The organism is Aeromonas sp. R6-2, assembly GCF_040908155.1.
Lineage (GTDB): Bacteria > Pseudomonadota > Gammaproteobacteria > Enterobacterales > Aeromonadaceae > Aeromonas > Aeromonas schubertii.
Genome location: NZ_JBFODE010000038.1, coordinates 1 through 18049 on the forward strand (window position 1 = coordinate 1; position 18049 = coordinate 18049).

Annotated in this window: 10 protein-coding genes and 1 pseudogene; 9 read left to right on the plus strand and 2 right to left on the minus strand. The window is 65.2% G+C overall.

What is annotated here, in order from left to right:
- From AB5Y48_RS09820 to AB5Y48_RS09830, 3 genes are all read left to right on the plus strand, one after another.
- On the plus strand, window positions 1-2205 hold a 2205-nt coding region (locus AB5Y48_RS09820), incomplete at its 5' end, for a type I secretion C-terminal target domain-containing protein (RefSeq protein ID WP_368164294.1).
- 71 nt (window positions 2206-2276) lie between these two features.
- Entirely contained in the window at window positions 2277-2825 is a 549-nt protein-coding gene (locus tag AB5Y48_RS09825; protein WP_368164295.1) for a hypothetical protein, read from the plus strand.
- Window positions 2826-2885: 60 nt separating this feature from the next.
- Window positions 2886-3587 (plus strand): SIMPL domain-containing protein, encoded by a 702-nt coding sequence (locus AB5Y48_RS09830; RefSeq protein WP_368164296.1) that lies wholly within the window; start codon window positions 2886-2888, stop codon window positions 3585-3587.
- A 44-nt stretch (window positions 3588-3631) separates the two neighbouring features.
- On the opposite strand, the gene AB5Y48_RS09835 is transcribed toward AB5Y48_RS09830, so the two are convergent.
- Both AB5Y48_RS09835 and AB5Y48_RS09840 read right to left on the minus strand, forming a co-directional pair.
- Complete coding sequence (locus tag AB5Y48_RS09835; protein WP_368164297.1) at window positions 3632-4720, minus strand: 3-deoxy-7-phosphoheptulonate synthase; 1089 nt, start codon at window positions 4718-4720, stop codon at window positions 3632-3634.
- Between the two features lie 183 nt (window positions 4721-4903).
- The gene (locus tag AB5Y48_RS09840) at window positions 4904-5716 is read right to left on the minus strand and encodes a siderophore-interacting protein (protein WP_368164298.1); all 813 of its coding nucleotides are present in this window, start codon (window positions 5714-5716) and stop codon (window positions 4904-4906) included.
- Window positions 5717-5949: 233 nt separating this feature from the next.
- On the opposite strand from AB5Y48_RS09840, the gene AB5Y48_RS09845 reads away from it, so the two are divergent.
- From AB5Y48_RS09845 to AB5Y48_RS09870, 6 genes and pseudogenes are all read left to right on the plus strand, one after another.
- Window positions 5950-7110 (plus strand): isochorismate synthase MenF, encoded by a 1161-nt coding sequence (locus tag AB5Y48_RS09845; protein ID WP_368164299.1) that lies wholly within the window; start codon window positions 5950-5952, stop codon window positions 7108-7110.
- Entirely contained in the window at window positions 7107-8732 is a 1626-nt protein-coding gene (locus AB5Y48_RS09850) for a (2,3-dihydroxybenzoyl)adenylate synthase (RefSeq protein ID WP_368164300.1), read from the plus strand. The genes AB5Y48_RS09845 and AB5Y48_RS09850 overlap by 4 nt, the downstream gene beginning before the upstream one ends.
- Window positions 8733-8750: 18 nt before the next feature.
- On the plus strand, window positions 8751-9635 hold the full coding sequence (locus AB5Y48_RS09855; protein ID WP_368164301.1) for an isochorismatase family protein: 885 nt from the start codon (window positions 8751-8753) through the stop codon (window positions 9633-9635).
- Window positions 9632-12715, plus strand: a complete 3084-nt coding sequence (locus AB5Y48_RS09860) for an amino acid adenylation domain-containing protein (RefSeq protein WP_368164302.1) — start codon at window positions 9632-9634, stop codon at window positions 12713-12715. The genes AB5Y48_RS09855 and AB5Y48_RS09860 overlap by 4 nt, the downstream gene beginning before the upstream one ends.
- Window positions 12716-12729: 14 nt before the next feature.
- Window positions 12730-13476, plus strand: a complete 747-nt coding sequence (gene dhbA / locus AB5Y48_RS09865; RefSeq protein ID WP_368164303.1) for a 2,3-dihydro-2,3-dihydroxybenzoate dehydrogenase — start codon at window positions 12730-12732, stop codon at window positions 13474-13476.
- Between the two features lie 15 nt (window positions 13477-13491).
- A pseudogene (locus AB5Y48_RS09870) lies at window positions 13492-18033 on the plus strand (amino acid adenylation domain-containing protein); the annotation flags it as partial.
- Between the last annotated feature and the right edge of the window lie 16 nt (window positions 18034-18049).

Below are 18049 nucleotides of genomic sequence, written 5' to 3' on the forward strand. Positions count from 1 at the left end.
GGCAACGACACCAGCCTGGGCGAGAGCTTCGCGGTGGTGTTGGTGGATGAGGACGGTGACAGCACCAACGGCAGCCTGGATGTGACGGTGCTGGATGACGTGCCTGGTGTGGGCAGCAATGCCTTGGTGCAGCTCGATGACGATGCCCTGTCCGGCGGCAATGCCGGTGGGGTGGGTGACGATGCGGATGCGGCCAACGTGAGCGGTACCCTGAGCCACAGCTTTGGGGCCGATGGGGCAGGCAGCATCGCCTGGCTGACCTCGGGGGCCCCGGCCGGGTTTAGCTACGAGCTGTCGGGCAGTTCGCTGCTGGTGAAGCAGGGAGTGGTGACGGTGCTGACGGTGACGGTCAACAGCGCAACCGGCGCCTACAGCGTGACCCAGAACGCGCCGATCCAGCATGCGGCGGGCAGTGACGAAAACAACGCCGTGTTCAACCTGACCTACCGGGTCACGGATGCAGACAGCGACACGGCCGATGGTGTACTGACCATTAACGTGGATGACGACACCCCGACCGTGATCAGGCCCGATACGGCGGTGATGATGAACGCTGCAGGCAGCGCCTCTTTCCTGCTCGATCTGGATGGCTCTGTGGCCAACAACTATGGTGCTGATGGTGCCACATTGCGCTTTAGCTCGGCCCTCAATGGTGTCAACAGTGGGCTGACATCCGGTGGTTTGCCCATTACCTATACTCTATCGGTCGATGGGCTGACGCTGACTGGGTCAACGGGGGCCGGAACCGTCTTTACCGTCGTACTGAATCCGGCCAATGGCACCTATGCCGTCAACATGGTTGGATCGGTGGATGGGGGGCATACCTCAGTCGATTTCAGTAATGTCGGGTATGACTTCGTCGGTGGTAACACGGCCTGGGCGGGTTTTGTCACTGCTGCAAACGATGACAGCAAAGACCTGCTGCTGACCCCTATGGGTGATGGCACCGTCAATACCACGGCAACGACAGGCGGGATCGGCGGTGGTGCCTCGGTCGGCAGTGGTGAGGCGATGCGCGTAGACTTCGTCATCGATTTGGCGGGTTCGCCCAGTAGTGGTGGCAGTGGCTATCTGGACTCCTCGACCCACAATCATAGTTTCGACGGTCACTATGATGTCAACGGTGGTTCTGCCCTCTTCACGGCGATCAAGGGGGCGGGCAGCACGGTCAAGGTGATCGCCCGCCAGGATAGTGATTCGTCCAGTTCGGTGGACAATGTGATTGGTGATGGGGTCATGGAATCACTGACCGCAATCGCAATCGCTTATGGCGGCGTTACACGCATCGTTAGCCTGGCCGCAGGTCTGACCCAGACTGTCTCTGTCGGAGGCCATAGCTTTACCGTGAGCTTTGTTGATGGAGACCCGGGCCCCGGAGTGACCTACGTGGCCACTGTGGCCGGGGTGGTGGATAACACCCGGCTCTCGGCCTATACGGCCGATGGCTACAACAGTCTGGAGTTTCACTATGCCAGTGGTAGTGACTTCAAGATCGGTGATTTTGGCGTCTCGGTCCCGACTCCCGGGGTTCCGGTTAACGTTGATCTCGGTGTGACATTGACTGACGGGGATGGTGATACGGCTAATTCCAGCCTCAATATCAACCTGATGCCTGATGCTCCTTTTACCGTCGATATGCACGCAGCGGCCAGTGATACTGTGATTACTCTGGGGGGAAGCCAGCTCGACGCGATAGGCTCTGCCCATCATGACACCATCACAGGTAACAGCCTTGACAACATACTGTTCGGGGGGGATGGCAACGATATCCTCAGTGGTATGGGCGGTGTTGACAAGCTGATTGGCGGTACAGGAAATGACACGCTGATCGGTGGTCTTGGGGCTGACATTCTGGTTGGTGACAGCGGCAGCGACACCTTCAAGTGGGGCAGCGGTGATGCCAGTGCCGGAGTGGATGTGATTAAGGACTTCCAGGTGGGGGTCGGTGGTGATGTGCTGGATCTGAGCGAGCTGCTCAGTGGTGAGCACGCCAATGCCACCTCACTGGATCAATTCCTGACCTTCAGCTCTGGGCCTGGTAGCGGTAAAACGACCCTGGTGATCGACCTGGATGGTAGCGGTGCCGGTACCACTACCCAGACGATTCAGTTCGATAACATCGACCTGACCATGGGTGGCACCCGCAGTGACCAGCAGATCATCGATGAGATGCTGCTTAACGGCAATCTCAAGGTTGATCCATAAATGGGGTGGCCATCTTCTGATGGCCGCCACATCTGGTAATATGACGCCACTATTGAGATGAGGAGTGAGGTATGGCTGCATTATCGTGGGTGGACATCGATGGGGTTCGTTACAGTTGTAGCGGTGACCAGATCGATTGCCATGGCCAGTTTGGCTACCATACCCGATTCGATGGTCATACCCTCTCCCAGCTCGAGATTGAGAACCGTGAAGGTGAGCCGGCCGGTTGTCTGAATGTGGATTTTTCCACTGGGCAGCTCACCTTTACCCCCCTTCCCGGTGCCGACATTGAAGGGCTGAGCCTGCTGATCGGTGGGGAGGAGGGACAAAGTGAGCTCAGCCTCTTTTCTCTGGTGAGCAACGAGTGGGGCGACTTGTTGGCGCAGGGAGATGAGGCACTACTCTGGGAGCAACCCCTTGAACCGGGCCAGGAGAGCCTCTCTGCCGAGACGGGTCAGATCCTGACGTGGGACTCTTTTGCCTTCCAGGATGATCAACCCGAATGGTTGGGTACTTCGGAAGGAACGGTGACGCCCCTGCCCGGGTTGGATGAGGGGCTGCTCTTTAGCGAGGTCGATATCCACAGCGTGCTCGATATTCCGCCCCATCACCCCATCTAGTTCGTTCCCCGCTTCGTGGCATAATCCCTCGTGTGTTCGTATCCCCATGAGGTGAGTGTGATGTTCAAATCGATTCTTCCCCTTTCCGTATTGTTCCTGCTCTCGCCAGCCTGGGCCATCGAGGCGCCGACGGCGGCGCATGTGAGCGTCAGCGGAGTGGCCGAGCGCAAGGTGGAGCCCGATATGGCGACCCTTTCTGTCTCGGTGACGGCCCTGCAAAAGGATGGTCTCAAGGCCAAACAACAGGTGGATGCCAAGGTGGCCGCCTTTTTCGGCAAGCTTGAGGGGTTGGGGATCAAGCGCAGCGATGTGGACGCGGGCAATCTGGTGGTCTCTCCCGAGTATCAATATGCCCCCGAGAAGAAGCCGCAGCTGCTGGGTTATCGTGCCCAACGCCAGCTCTCGGTCAGGCTCTATCAGCTTGAAAAGCTTAGCCAGTTGATGGAAACGGCACTGGGGGCAGGCCTTGAGAGCGTCTCCCAGATCGAGTACGGGCTTAAAGATGCCAAAGAGGAGAAGGAGAAGGTTCGCCTCGCCGCCGTGGAGGATGCCAAGGCCAAGGCCCAAAGCCTGGCAAACGGCTTTGGCGCCAAGCTGGGCAAGATCTATGCGGTGGAGTATGACGCGCAGCAGCCCGCCCCGGTCTATGGGCGCAACTACAAGATGATGGCGATGGCGGCGCCCGATGCCCAGGAAAACACCTATCAGCAGCAGAGCATAGTGCTCAGCGACAGGGTTGAGGCCGTTTTCCTTCTGGAGTAAATGCCGGGGGCAGCTTGGCTGCCCCGCTTTGCTTCGGGCCTGTGTTAACCGGCCAGCAGAACCTCATGGCGTCTACCCTGATGGTACCTGCGAGCCTGCACCGCCTCTGCCAGCAAGCCGACAAGCGCCACGGACGCTTCCCAGCCGAGGCAGGCATCGGTCACTGACTGGCCATAGTGCAGACTTGCCAGTGGGGCGGGGGCTTGGCTCCCCTCTTTTAAAAAACTCTCGACCATGACGGCGGCGACATACTCGCTCCCGTTACCCATCTGTCTTGCCAGTTCGGCCGCCACCCGGCTCTGATTGCTGTGCTGTTTCTGGCTGTTACCGTGACTACAGTCGACCATCAGCCGCGCGGCCAGCCCTTCCCGTTGTAACCGTGCGGCTGCCGCCTCCACATCATTCTGGTGATAATTGGGGGTTTGCCCGCCACGCAATATGATGTGGGCCCCCTCGTTGCCCTCGCTGCTCACCACCATCATGCCCCCCTGATGACCCGGGGCGGTGAAGAGGTGAGGGGCCTGGCTCGCCAGAATGGCGTCGATAGCGACTCTGATGTTGCCGTCGGTGCCATTCTTGAAGCCTACCGGGCAGGGGAGCGCCGAGGCGAGTTGACGGTGTACCTGGGATTCGGTAGTCCGTGCACCGATGGCGCCCCAGCTGACCAGGTCGGCCAGGTAGAGGAAACTGGTGGTGTCGAGAAACTCGGTAGCCGTCGCCAGCCCCATCTCATTGATCGCAAGCAGCAGTTCCCGAGCCAGTTGCAGCCCATGATTGATATCGTGGCTGCCATCGAGATGAGGGTCGAAAATGAGTCCCTTCCACCCTATGGTGGTGCGTGGTTTCTCGAAATAGGCGCGCATGACGATGCACAGATCCTCTTGATGTTCATCGGCCAGCCCTTTAAGGCGCCGCGCATATTCCAGCGCTGCCTTGGGATCGTGCAGGGAGCAGGGGCCTATCACCACCAGCAGGCGGTCGTCCTGACCGCTCAGGATCTGCCGGATCTGATGGCGAGCACCCTGGATCATCCCGTGAGTGGCGGCAGGACAGGGGAGTCGAGCCAGCAGTTGGGCCGGAGTAGGGAGGGCCTCTACGGGGAGGGCGCGCATGACCGAGTTGTGCAGTGACATCCGTATTACCTTGTGAAGCGTGGCATCACGAGCGCTGCCTGGGGGCATGCTCGCTTAGCAATAAATGATAGTGATTCGCATTATCGATCTTTAACTCCCATATGCAACCCCTGCTAATGGGGGGATATTTTATTGATTTCAAAGTCAATTAAGTGAGTTGCTCCGGGATCACTCCCTTGAGCCTCATGCCTCGCTCTCCATGGCCTCATGGCGATCCTGATGATAGGCATCCTCGCTCTTGCCAAGTCGCCAATAGGGCACAGCGTAAACTTGCCGGCGATCCACATCCAGGATGCGCCGCGTGTGCCGTCGCAGTGGCAGCACCAGCCCCTCCTCGCCCCCAAACCAGAAATAGCTCTTCTCGCGCTCCATGGGGAGTGCGGTGAGATGCGCGATCAGGGCCTGAGCCTGCTCGGCTCCACCGACAAACCAGCTTAGATTGACCCCGGATGGCAGCGCCAGGGGGTGGATCTCCTCTTCATCCGGTACCAGCAAGGCGATCTCCCCCCTGGCCCCGGGTCTCATCACCTCGGCCATGGCACAAATGGCGGGCAGGGCGGTGAGATCGCCGGCCATGTAGTAGAAGTCGGCCTCCTGCAGCATGGGGTTTGGGCCGCCAGGTCCAGAGATGGCCAGTCTGTCGCCGGGGACGGCATGCAGGGCAAAGTGGCTGGCAGGGCCCAGCTCCCCGTGCAGGGCGAAGTCGATATCGAGCTCCAGCCGTTCACGGCGAAAGGCGCGAAGGGTGAAGGTGCGGATGATGGGGCGCGTCGCCGGATCGTCCCAGCGAGGCCCCTGGGGAGTGGGTGTCGGCAGCACTATCTCGCTCTGCTCGGGGCGCGGCAGCATGATCTTGATATGGGCCCCACCACAGGTGAAGGGGTAGTCGGCCAGATCGGGGCTGCTCAGGGTGAGGCGGCGTAGCCCCTTGGAGAGGTCGGTGATGCGTTTGACCGTGAGCTGCCGTGGACGGTTGACTGGCAGGGAGTGAGACATGGGGAGGGCTCCATCAGAAAGTGGGGCCCATTCTTGTTTAAATGAAAATAATTATCAATATACGGCGTCCAGACGGGTAGAGAGTGAGCGCCTATAGTTGATGTTGTCAATAAGCGGAGCCTCATTGAGAGGACAAATTCCATTGACCGGGCGATTTCAGTGCGAGTATTTTAGCGACCCTAATCTGATATCAATAATCATTATCATTAGTGTTTATGTTGATTGGGTCTGATATGGATACTCACATGATGGAAACCCGTACCCCGGAGCAGGCACTCATGCCCGATCTGCTCTTCTCATCCGAGCAGGGGGAGATCCGGGCCTACGAGCTCGGCGAGCCTATGGTGACGCCGGCGGGGGAGTGGGCTCGTTTAGAGCGCCAGATTGCCGATGCGCTGGAGCAGGCCCGGCGTGCCGGTCAGGAGAACCCCCTGCTGATGGGAGCCTTTGCCTTCGATCCGGCCGAGGCGTCTTGCCTCTATGTGCCGGGCAGGATCGAGCGGGGGCCGAGGCCGCAGCCCAGGGCGAGCGAGCCCCTCACCAATCAGGCTATCTCGGTACAGAGCCTGCCTGCAGCCGGGGAGTTCAAGGCCTCGGTGAGCGCGGCCCTCGACTCGTTTGCATCTGGCACCCTGGCCAAGGTGGTGCTGTCGAGAAAGCTTGCCCTCGAGCTGCGCCAGCCCGTCGAGCCTGCGCGCGTGCTCGAGCGGCTGGTCAGCCAAAACCCTCACGCGTTTCACTTCTCCCTTCCCCTGGGCGGCGGTCGCTGCCTGCTTGGGGCCAGCCCCGAGCTGCTGCTGCGAGTGCGCGACGGCGAGATCTTTACCCATCCCCTGGCCGGCTCGGCCAAGCGGGGCAGCGCCCCCGAGCAAGACCGTGCGGTGGCCAGCGCGCTGCTCGCCTCGGGCAAGGATCAGCATGAGCACCGGCTGGTGATCGACGAGATCCGCCGCGTGCTTGCCCCTCACTGCCGGGCGCTGGCGATCCCGGCGAGCCCCACCCTGATGAGCACCGATACCCTCTGGCACCTGGGCACCCCGATCCGGGGCGAGCTTCATTCTGATGAGGTGGGCGTGCTGTCCCTGGCCTGTCGCCTTCATCCCACGCCGGCCCTGTGCGGTTATCCCACCGAGCTGGCGCGCCAGTTTATCCGGGAGCGAGAGCCATTTCGTCGTGCCCTTTTTAGCGGCATCGTCGGCTGGTGTGACAGCCGGGGCAACGGCGAGTGGGCCGTGGTGATCCGCTGCGGCGTGCTCGATGGCCACAGGGTCGAGCTCTTTGCTGGGGCCGGCATAGTCGCAGGCTCCGATCCCGCCATGGAGTGGGCCGAGACCGGCACCAAGCTCGGCACCATGTTAAGAGCCCTGGGCGTGGACTGTGAGGTGGCCCTGTGAGTCGCCCCATTCCCTACAGCCGCTGGCCCGATGATCTGGCCGAGCATTACCGCCGCCAGGGGTACTGGCGCGGTGAGCCGCTCACGGCGATCCTGCGTCGCCAATGGGAGCGCGACCCGAGTGCACCGGCCATCTTCTGCGGCGAGCGCGTCTTTACCTACCGTGAGCTCGATGCCGCCTCGAGTCTGCTGGCAGGAAAGTTGGCCCGGCGGGGGCTGGGGCACGGTGACACCGCCCTGGTGCAGCTACCCAATGTGGCCGAGTTTTACATCGTCCTCTTCGCCCTGCTCAAAGTCGGGGTGGCGCCGGTCAACGCCCTCTTCAGCCACAGCCGCCTCGAGCTGCTGGCCTATGCCGGGCAGATTCGTCCACGCCTCTTCATCGGTGCCGTTGCTCATCCCCTCTTTGCCGGCAGTGACGGGGGAGAGGCGCTGCTGGCCGACATCGGGGCCGAGCTGACCCTGCTCGACGGCGTCGAAGGGGGTCAGGGTCTCGCCCACTGGCTGGTGCCAGGGGAGGTGAGCGGTTTTGCCCCGACGCCGGCCGACGAGGTGGCCTTCTTCCAGCTCTCCGGGGGGAGCACGGGCACCCCCAAGCTCATTCCGCGCACCCACGACGACTACTACTACAGCGTCCGGCGCAGTGCCGAGATCTGCCGGTTGAGTCCGAAAACCCGTTATCTGTGCGCCCTGCCGGCCCCGCACAACTTCCCCTTGAGCTCCCCCGGGGCTCTGGGGGTGTTCGAGGCTGGCGGGGCCCTGGTGTTGGCCCCCAACCCGAGCCCCGATGGCTGCTTCCCCCTCATCGAGCGTCACGGCGTCACCATGACGGCCCTGGTGCCACCGGCGCTCTCTCTCTGGCTCGAGGCGGTGGCATTGGACTCGGCCGCCCGGGCCAGACTCTCGTCGCTCACCCTGCTGCAGGTCGGCGGCGCCAAGCTGCCCGAGGCGGTGGCCAGGCGGGTGGAGCCCGAGCTCGGCTGCGCCCTGCAGCAGGTGTTTGGCATGGCCGAAGGCCTGGTCAACTACACCCGGTTGGGGGATCCCGAGGAAAAAGTACTGCACACCCAGGGGCGCCCCATGTGCCCGGATGACGAGATCCGCATCCTGGATGAAGCGGGGCTGCCGGTTCCCCCCGGTCAGAGCGGCGCCCTCCACACCCGGGGGCCCTACACCTTTCGCGGCTACTTCCAGAGCCCCGAGCACAACGCCCGGGTCTTCGATGCCGAGGGCTTCTACTGCTCCGGGGATCTGGTGGTGCAGGACGTCGACGGCTACCTCTCCGTGGTCGGCCGTCTCAAGGATCAGATCAACCGGGGCGGGGAGAAGATCGCCGCCGAAGAGGTCGAGAACCAGCTGCTCCACCACCCGGCCATCAGCCAGGCGGCCCTGGTCTCCATGCCCGACAGCGTCATGGGGGAGAAAAGCTGCGCCTTCATCGTCACCTCTGACCCCTCCCTCAAGCCCCTGGCCCTGCGCAAGTTCCTGCGCGGGCGCGGCGTGGCCGAATTCAAGCTGCCCGATCGCGTCGAGCGGCTCGACGCCCTGCCCATGACGGCGGTGGGCAAGATTGACAAACAGGGGCTGCGCGCCCGCATCGCGCGGCTTCTCGACACGAACTGATACAAGGAATCGATATTCATGGCTATCCCAACCCTGACCTCCTACCCCATGCCGACCCAGTGGAAGAGCAACAAGGTGAGCTGGCGCCTCGACCCCAAGCGCGCCGCCCTGCTCATTCACGACATGCAGGAGTACTTCACCGCCTTCTACGGCGAGCAGAGCCCCATGGTCGTGGCCCTTGTCGAGCGTCTGGCCACAGTGCGCCGCCACTGCAAGGCCCTCGGCATTCCGGTCTACTACACGGCCCAGCCCAAGGAGCAGAGCGCCGAGGAGAGAGCGCTACTCAATGATATGTGGGGTGCCGGGCTCACCAAGCGCCCCGAGCAGCAGGCCATCGTCGCGGCGCTCACCCCCGAGGACGACGACACTGTGCTGGTCAAGTGGCGCTACAGCGCCTTTCATCGCTCTCCCCTCGAGGAGATGCTGCGTGAGCAGGGGCGCGATCAGCTCATCATCGGCGGCATCTATGGCCACATCGGCTGCATGATGACCGCCTGTGATGCCTTCATGCGCGACATTCAGCCCTTCTTCCTGGCCGACGGCATCGCCGACTTCTCTCAAGAGGAGCATCAAATGGCCCTCGATTACGTGGCGACCCGCTGCGGCAAGGTGATCCCCTGCGCCGAGGCGCTGGCCATGGAGCCTGCCGCCATGCCTCTGCTCACCTATGAGGGGCTCAAGGCGCGGCTGCTCAGCCACATCGATGAGGAGGAGGAGGCGTTCGACCCCGACGAGAGCCTGATCGACTATGGTCTCGACTCGGTGCGCATCATGGGGCTGCTCACCGAGTGGCGCGCCGCCGGGGTGGAGCTGAGCTTTGTGGATCTGGCGCGCGTGCCCACCCTCAACGCCTGGTGGCGCCTGGTCGAGCAAAGACGCAGCGCCCTGGAGGTGACAGCGTGAGCCGTTTCCCCCTCACCATTCCCCAGCAGGGGCTCTGGTCTGCCCATCTGCTCAACGACGACAAGGCCATGTTCAACACGGCCGAGTGCATCGCCTTCGACGGCCGGGTAGACGCTGTCCTGCTGCAGCAGGCGCTGTGGCAAGCGGTGCGCGAGTGTCAGGCGCTGCAGGGACATGTCGAGACCGATGGGGACGCCGTCTGCTTCGTGGCCGACGAGGCCCCCCTGGCCTGGCAGGTGCTCACCCTGAGTGGTGGCGAAGAGGCTGTCTGCGCCTGGGCCTGGGGCGATCTGCGCCGTCCATTCGATCTCACCGGCGAGCCTCCCTGCCGCTTTGCCCTGCTGCGCGCAGAGGCCGGGGATTACCTCTACAGCTGCGTACACCATATCGCCCTCGATGGCTTTGGCACCACCTTGCTGTTCCAGCGCGTCGCCGCCCTCTATGAGGCGGCCCTGGCGGGGGAGGAGGGGCCTGCCTCGCCCTTCGGCCGCCTCGATGAGGTGTTGGCCGAGGAGCGCCAGCGTGAAGAGAGCGGCAAGAACGCCGCCGCCCGCGACTTCTGGCTGAGCCAGTTGCAAGCCTGGCCTGCGGTGCGCAGCTTCAGTGCTACCCGCGCCCCCATCGCCGCCGAGTTTATTCGCGAGAGCCGCGCCTTTCCTCCGGCCCTGTGGCAGGCCTTGGTGCGGGTGGCCGACCAGCATCGCCTCGGTTGGCCCGATCTGCTGCTGGCCACCCTGGCCGGCCAGCTCTCCCTCGGAAGTCGCGAGCCCCATGCCCTGCTTGGCCTGATGATGATGAACCGCATCGGCTCGGCGTCGCTGACCGTGCCCTGCATGCAGATGAACATCACCCCCCTGGCGCTGACTCTGGAGGAGACGGGCGATCTGCCCGGCACCGCTCGCCAGGTGGCCGCCGCCAAGCGCGCGGTGCGCAAGCACCAGCACTACCGTTACGAGAGCCTGCGCCGGGATCTGGGGTTGGTGGGGGGCGATAAGCGCCTGTTCGGCCCCCTGGTCAATATCATGCCCTTCGATCATGCCCGCCGCTTCGGCCCCCTGAGCGCCCGTACCCTCAACATCAGTGCCGGACCGGTCGAGGATCTCACCATCGAGGTGCAGATGGGGGCTAACGGGGTGCCGACGCTGGATCTCGACGCCAACCCCGCCTGCTACTCCACCGCCGCGCTGGCCACCATCGCCGACACCCTGCTGACGCTGCTGGGGCGCTGGCTGGCACAGCCCGAGTTGAGCCTTGCGGCCCTCAAGGGCGCCTGGCTGGCCGAGGCGCGCGCGCACGCCCTCATCGCGGGGCCTGCAGAGGAGGCGCTCGTGGTGCGCCCTGTGCTCGATGCCCTGGCCCAGGTTGCCCGGGAGCACCCCGAGCGGGTGGCCCTCGAGCAGGGGGAGCGGCGCATCGGTTACGGGGCGCTGCAGCGCCGCTGCGAGCAGATGGCGGCCGCCCTGCAAGAGGTCGGGGTCCTGCCCGGTGAGCGGGTGGGGGTCATGCTCTCGCGCAGCCCCGAGGCGGTCATGGTCCAGCTCGCCATCCTGATGGCCGGCGCCGTCTATGTACCCCTCGACCCCGATCAGCCCGGCGAGCGCCAGGGGCACATAGTGCGTCTGGGGGAGATCGCCACCCTCATCACCGAAGAGGCCTATCGCCATACCCTGGCGCCCATCTTTGGCGGCCGTGTGCTGCCGGTGAGCGAACTGGTGAGCGAAGACCGCCTCTGGCTGGCACCGAGTGAGGCGACGCCCGCCTACCTGATGTTTACCTCGGGCAGCACGGGCCTGCCCAAGGGGGTGGCGGTGGGGCACGGGGCCCTCAACCACTTCGCGGCGGCGGCGCGGTGCCGCTATCGACTGCAGGCGGGGGCGCGGGTGCTGCAGTTTGCCCCCTTCAACTTCGACGCCAGCATCGAGGAGGTGTTTGCCACCCTGAGTGCCGGCGCCACCCTGGTACTGCGCACCGACGCCCTGCTCGACTCCATACCTGCCTTCGCCCAGGGGATTGAGACCCTGGCCATCAGCCACCTGGATCTTCCCACCGCCTTCTGGAACGAGTGGGTGGTTGCCCTGGGGGCCGGGCTGGTCGGGATTCCGGCTCCGCTCGAGGTGGTGATCATCGGGGGGGAGGCCGTCTATCCGGAGCAACTCGCCCAGTGGCAACGCCAGGGGCGGCGCGACGTGCGCCTCATCAACACCTATGGCCCCACCGAGACGACCGTGGTGGTGACCAGCCAGGATCTGCAAGAGGAAGATCCCGCCCAGGTCCAGCTGCCCATCGGTCTGCCCCTGCCGGGGATGCAGGCCCTGATCCTGGGTGAGGGGGATCTCCCCGCCGAGGAGGGGGAGCTGGTGCTGCTCGGTCCCCAACTGGCCGACGGCTATGTGGGCGGGGTCAGCGGCAGCTTCGACTCGCTTCGGGTCGGCAATGAAGAGCGCCGCGTCTATCGCACCGGGGATCGGGTGCGCTGGGAGGGGCGCCTCGTCTATCTGGGACGGCGCGACAACGAGTTCAAGATAAGCGGTTATCGCATCCAGCCCGGCGAGGTGGAGGCGAGGCTGCTGGCCCTGCCCGGCGTCGATGAGGCCTGTGTGCAGGGGGTGAGCGAGGGGAGCATACGCCGCTTGGTGGCCTTCGTGGCCGGCAGCGAGCGAGACTGCCGCGCCATCAAGGGGCAGCTGGCCCGGGCGCTGCCTGCCGCCATGATCCCGACCGACTATCGCCACTACGACAGGCTGCCGCGCACCGGCTCGAACAAGATTGACCGCAAGGGGCTGCTGGCCGACTACCTGAGTAGCGAGACCCGGGTGACGATGGAGAGCGAGACCCAGGGGAAGGTGGCGGCCATCTGGCAGCAGATCCTGGGCATTGGCGCCATCACCCCCACCGACAACTTCTTCGAGCTGGGGGGGCAATCCCTGCAGACCATCCAGATAGTGAACCGCTTGGCGGCCGAGTTTGGCCTGCAGGTCAAGGTGTCGGATCTCTTCGATCACCCCTGTCTCGATGATTTTTGTCGTTTCCTCGACGGCCAGCAGGTCGCAAAGGAGGAGAGTGTGGAGATGGTGTGGTGAGGGAGCACAGCGAGATGAGATGGCACTTTGACGGCAAGCGGGTCTGGGTGACGGGGGCGGGGCGCGGCATAGGTCGCGCCGTGGCCGAACAGTTTGTGGCGGCGGGGGCCACTGTGGTGGGGCTCGATCTCCACTTCCCCGAGCCCCCTTACGCCTACGGGGTGTGCGAGCTCGATCTGCGTGACGGGGCCGCGCTCAGCCGCTGCGCCGCCAAGCTCCTCGAGGAGGGGCTCGATGTGCTGGTCAACGCCGCCGGCGTGCTGCGCCTGGGGAGTCTCGAGCACCTCAGCGATGAGGATTGGCACGACTGCATGGGGGTCAATGCGGGGGCCGTCTTCTCCCTGCTGCGCGTCGTCACCCCTCACTTCAAGGGGCAGGGGCGGGGCAGCATAGTGACGGTGAGCTCCAACGCGGCCCATGTGCCGCGCATGCAGATGGCCGCCTACTGCGCCTCCAAGGCGGCGGTAAGCAGCCTGACCCGGACCGCCGGGCTGGAGCTCGCCCCCTTCGGGGTGCGGGTCAACCTGGTCTCACCGGGGTCGACCGATACCCCTATGCTGCGGGGCATGCTGCCCGATGAGGGGGCGCTGAGCCGCACCATCGCCGGCTTGCCGGAGCAGTTCAAGCTGGGGATCCCCTTGGCCAAGCTGGCGAACACGGCGGAAGTCGCCGCCGCCGTCCTCTTCCTGGCCTCGGACCTGGCCAGCCATATAACACTACAAGACCTGGTGGTCGACGGTGGCGCCACCCTCGGCGCCTGACCCCGGAGAGACACGATGAACAACATGATAGGGCTGCTCAAGCAGCTGGAACGTCAGGGGGTGAAGCTGGCCCTCAACGAGAAGGGGCAACTGGTCTCCCAGTCGAGCAAGGAGGCACTCACCCCCGCCATCGGCGCCCTCATCCGCGAGCACAAGGAGGCGCTGGTGCGCTGCCTGAGTGCCCGTGCGGCCTTTGAGGCCCCCATCGAGGCGCAGGGGTTGGCGGTGGGGCCGCTCTCCTCCTCCCAGAGCGGGCTCTGGTTTATCGAGCAGTACGAGGAGAGCTCGCACCTTTACAACATGCCGGTCTACTTCCGGGTGCGTGGTGAGCTCGACACGGCGGCGCTGGAGTTTGCTTTCGACAGCCTGTTTGCCCGTCACCCCAGCCTGCGTACCCGCTTCGTGCGTGACGAGGCGGGGCGGGGCCGTCAGGAGATCCTGCCCCACACCCCCTTCACCCTGACCATAGAGGAGGTGAGCGAGCGTTCCGTGGCCGAGCGCGAGGCCTATGTGGCGCGGCGGGTGCGCGAGGAGATCGAGCGTCCCTTCTCCCTCACCCGGGGGGATCTGACCCGGGTGCACCTGATCCGGGTGCAGCCCCGGGAGCATGTGCTGCTTATCACCCAGCATCACATCATCTCCGACGGCTGGTCGGTCAAAAACCTCTTTGCCGACCTCAAGCCGGCCTTCCTCGCCTTCCAGGCCGGACAGGCCCATGCCCCGGCGCCGCTGGCCCTCAACTATCTCGATTATGCCCACTGGTTTAACTCCCCCCGCTTTCTCGACTACCACGCCGAGTTTCGCCCCTTCTGGGTCGAGCGGCTGCAGGGAAGCCCCGAGGTGCACGGGCTGCCTCTGGATAAGCCCAGGCCCGCCCATCAGGAGAGCGGCGGCGAGCTGGTCTTCTCGACCATAGACAACGGGCTCTGGGCCCGCTTCAAGCGTCTGTGTCAGCGTCACAACACCTCCAGCTTCATCGGCCTGCATGCCCTCTTCGCCCTGCTGATGGTGCGCCAGAGCGCCGAGCGGGAGCTGGTGATAGGCACCCCGCTCGCCTATCGGGAGCGCCACGAGATAGAGTCTCTGGTGGGCTTTTTCGTCAACACCCTGGTGCTGAGGACCCGCATCGAGGGGAACCCGAGCTTTATCGACTACCTGCAGCAGTGCCGGGAGGAGGATCTGGCGGCCTTCGATCACCAGCTCTACCGCTTCGAGGCGCTGGCCGAGGCGATCGGCGCCGATCGCACCACCGCTATCAACCCCATCTTCCAGATCATGCTGGTCTATCAGGCCAAGGTGGATTTTGACGATCTCATCCCGGGTTGCCGCATGGTGGAGGAGACCTCCCCCGTGCTCCCCGCCAAGACCGACATCTCGGTCAAGGTGACCGAGCTGATGGAGTCGGTCAGGGTGGACTGGCTGTTTGCCACCGCCCTGTTCGAGCGCGAGACCATAGAGGCCTATGCCGATCGCCTGTTGCACCTGATGGAGGCGGTGCTCGAGGCGCCGGAGAGCTCGGTGTGGCAGCTGCCGCTGGAGGAGGGGCTAGAGGCGCGCGTTGGCGCCGAGCTGGCCACCCTGCCCAAGGAATACCCGAGCCGCGACACCCTGCTCTGCCACATAGAGCAGGGGGCACGCCGGCGCCCCCTGGGGGTGGCGGTGTGCGACCACGATGGCGCCCTGACCTATGCCGAGCTGGAGCACAGGGCCAACCGGCTGGCCCACTGGCTGCAAGCCCGCGGGGTGAACGCGGGGGCGGCCGTCGGCATTCAGGCCCGGCGCGAGTCGGCCTTCGTGGTGGCCCTGCTCGCCTGCTGGAAGGCCGGCGCGGCCTATGTGCCGCTCGATCCCGCCTATCCTGCCGAGCGCCTCGCCCATCTTATCTCGGATGCGGCCATTCCCCTGGTGCTGGGGGGCGCTCCCGACCCGCGCCTTGGCGAGGCGTGCGAGCGTCGGGGCATCGCCTACCAGCCGCTGGGCGAGCTGGCGTTGCACGAGCCGAGCCCGCAGGGTGCCGAGCCCCCGCACAGCCCCCGCGACGCTGGCATGCTGGCCCAGATCATCTACACCTCGGGTACCACTGGCCTGCCCAAGGGGGTCATGGTGGAGCAGGGGGCCCTGCTCAATCTGATGAGAGATCACCAGGCGCGCCTCGAGCTGGCGCCGGAGGGCGCCATGCTCAACTGCATGTCTCTCTCGTTCGATGCGGGCAACATGACCACCCTGCTTCCCCTCTATTGCGGCGCCGCCCTGCACTTCGCCGAGCCCGGCGAAGGGGTGATCGAAGAGGCCATTGCCCGTGGCGTCAGCCACCTGATCCTGCCCACCGCCCTGCTGGCCAACCTGGCTCCCCCCGCGAGTCTCGGCGCTGTCCGTGCCATCGGTGTGGGGGGCGAGGCGTGCCCCGAGCGCCTGGTCGAGCGCTGGGGCGACCGGGTGGCCCTGCACAACATGTATGGCCCGACCGAGTGCACGGTGACGGCCCTCTCGACCCGGCTTCGCCCCGGTGAGCCCATCACCATCGGGCGTCCGGTGCAGGGGGTCGGGGCTGTGATCCTCGATGAAACGGGTCACCCCGTGCCTGCCGGCGTGCCGGGAGAGCTCTGTCTGGCGGGCCTTGGGCTGGCTCGGGGCTACCTCAACCTGCCCGAGCGCACCAAGGAGGCCTTCATCACCTGCACCCTGGCGGGGAGCGAGGTGCGCCTCTATCGCACCGGGGATCGGGCGCGGCTGCGCCGGGATGGGGAGTATGAGTATCTGGGTCGCCTCGATGAGCAGATCAAGCTAAGAGGCTATCGCATCGAGCCCGGCGAGATAGAGAGTCGTCTGGCCGAGCTCTGCCCGGCCATCGGCCAAATCAAGGTGGTGGTGATGCAGGGGCGCCTGGTGGCCTATGCCACGCAGCAAGGGGGCGAGACCCCCGACCCTGAGGCCCTGCTGCAACAGGCGGGCACTTTGCTGCCCGAGTACATGGTGCCGGCGCGTCTGTGTTGGCTGGAGAGCATGCCCCTGACCCCCAACGGCAAGCTGGATCTGCGCCGCCTGCCCCCCATCGAGTGGCAGGAGAGCCGCGCCGAGCCGGACTCGGCGCTCGAGCGTCAGGTGCTCGGGATCTGGCAGGCGGTGCTCAAGCAACCGCTCGGGGTGGAGGATGACTTCTTCCGCCTGGGGGGCGACTCCATCCTGAGCATTGCCCTTACCACCCGGCTGCGGGAGGCGGGGCTGCACTGCAGCGTCAAGGAGGTGTTCGAGGCCAAGACGGTGCGCCGCCTCTGCCGCCTGCTCGGTACCTCCCGGGCCCAGGCTCGCAGCGAGCAGGGGCTGCTCGAGGGGGCCTTCCCCCTGCATCCCATTCAGCACTGGTTCTTCGAGCAGGGGTATGAGCGCGCCGAGCACTGGAACCAGGGGGTGATAGTGCGCCTGCCGGCCGGCATCGAGGATGACCGGCTCATGGGGCTGCTTCGTGCCCTGCGCGATCACCACGATGCCCTGCGCCTGGCGGTGACGCCCCGGGGGCAGAACTACCTCAAGGTGCTGCCCTTGCCCCCTCTGCACCGCATCGATGCCGCCGGGCTCGATGACGCGGCCCTGCAGGGACGGCTCACCGCCCTGCAACAGGGGTTCGATCCTACCAGCGGTCACACCCTGGCCTGGGCGCGCGTGCACAACCTGCTCGTGGAAGGAGAGCGGGTCGAGGGGCTCTTCATGGCCCTGCACCACCTGGTGACTGACGCCGTCTCCTGGCGCATCCTGGTCGACGATCTGGCCCGCCTCGGCCGTGGCGAGCCGCTGGGGGAGAAGGGGAGCAGCTATCGCCAGTGGGGCGAGGGGCTTACCGCCTACACGGCGCAGGCGGCAGAGCAGCTCCCCTTCTGGCGTGCCCAGCTGCTGCCCGCCTCGGCCCCCCTGTTGGCGGCGCGCGCCGTGGACGGGCGAGCGGCCGCCGCCTTGCTGCGGCTGGACAGGCAGACCACGGCTCGTCTCATCGACGAGGCAAATCGCCCCTTCGAGAGCCGGGTGGCCGAGCTGCTGCTCGCCGCCCTGATGCGCACCCTGCGCGAGCTGGGATACGGGGAGCGCCACACCCTGATGCTCGAGGGGCACGGGCGTGAGGCAATCGCCCCGGATCTCGATGTCAGCCGCACCGTGGGCTGGTTTACCAGCACCTATCCCCTGGCCTTGCAGGATAGGTGCGACTGGGGGGCGTCGCTGCAGGCCATCAAGGGGCTGCTAAGGTCGGTGCCAGACAAGGGGGTGGGCTTTAACGTGCTGCGAAGCCACCATCCCGAAGGGAAAACGCTGCCCCTGGCCCCCATCCTCTTTAACTACCTGGGGGTCTCCCATCGGGAGGCGGCCAGCCCCTGGCAGCCGTTGCCGGTGGCGCCGGGTCGCCCGTCCGATCCCGATAACCTGCCCCCCGAGCTCATCAGCCTGCACGGCGGCGTCTTCGATGGCGAGCTGACCCTGCGTCAGGTGGGCTCGCTCAACGGGGCCGCGAGCGAGGCGCTGATGGCGCGCTTCGAGGGCAACCTCAGGGCCCTGGTAGCCTATTGCTGCGAGCAGGCCCAGAGCC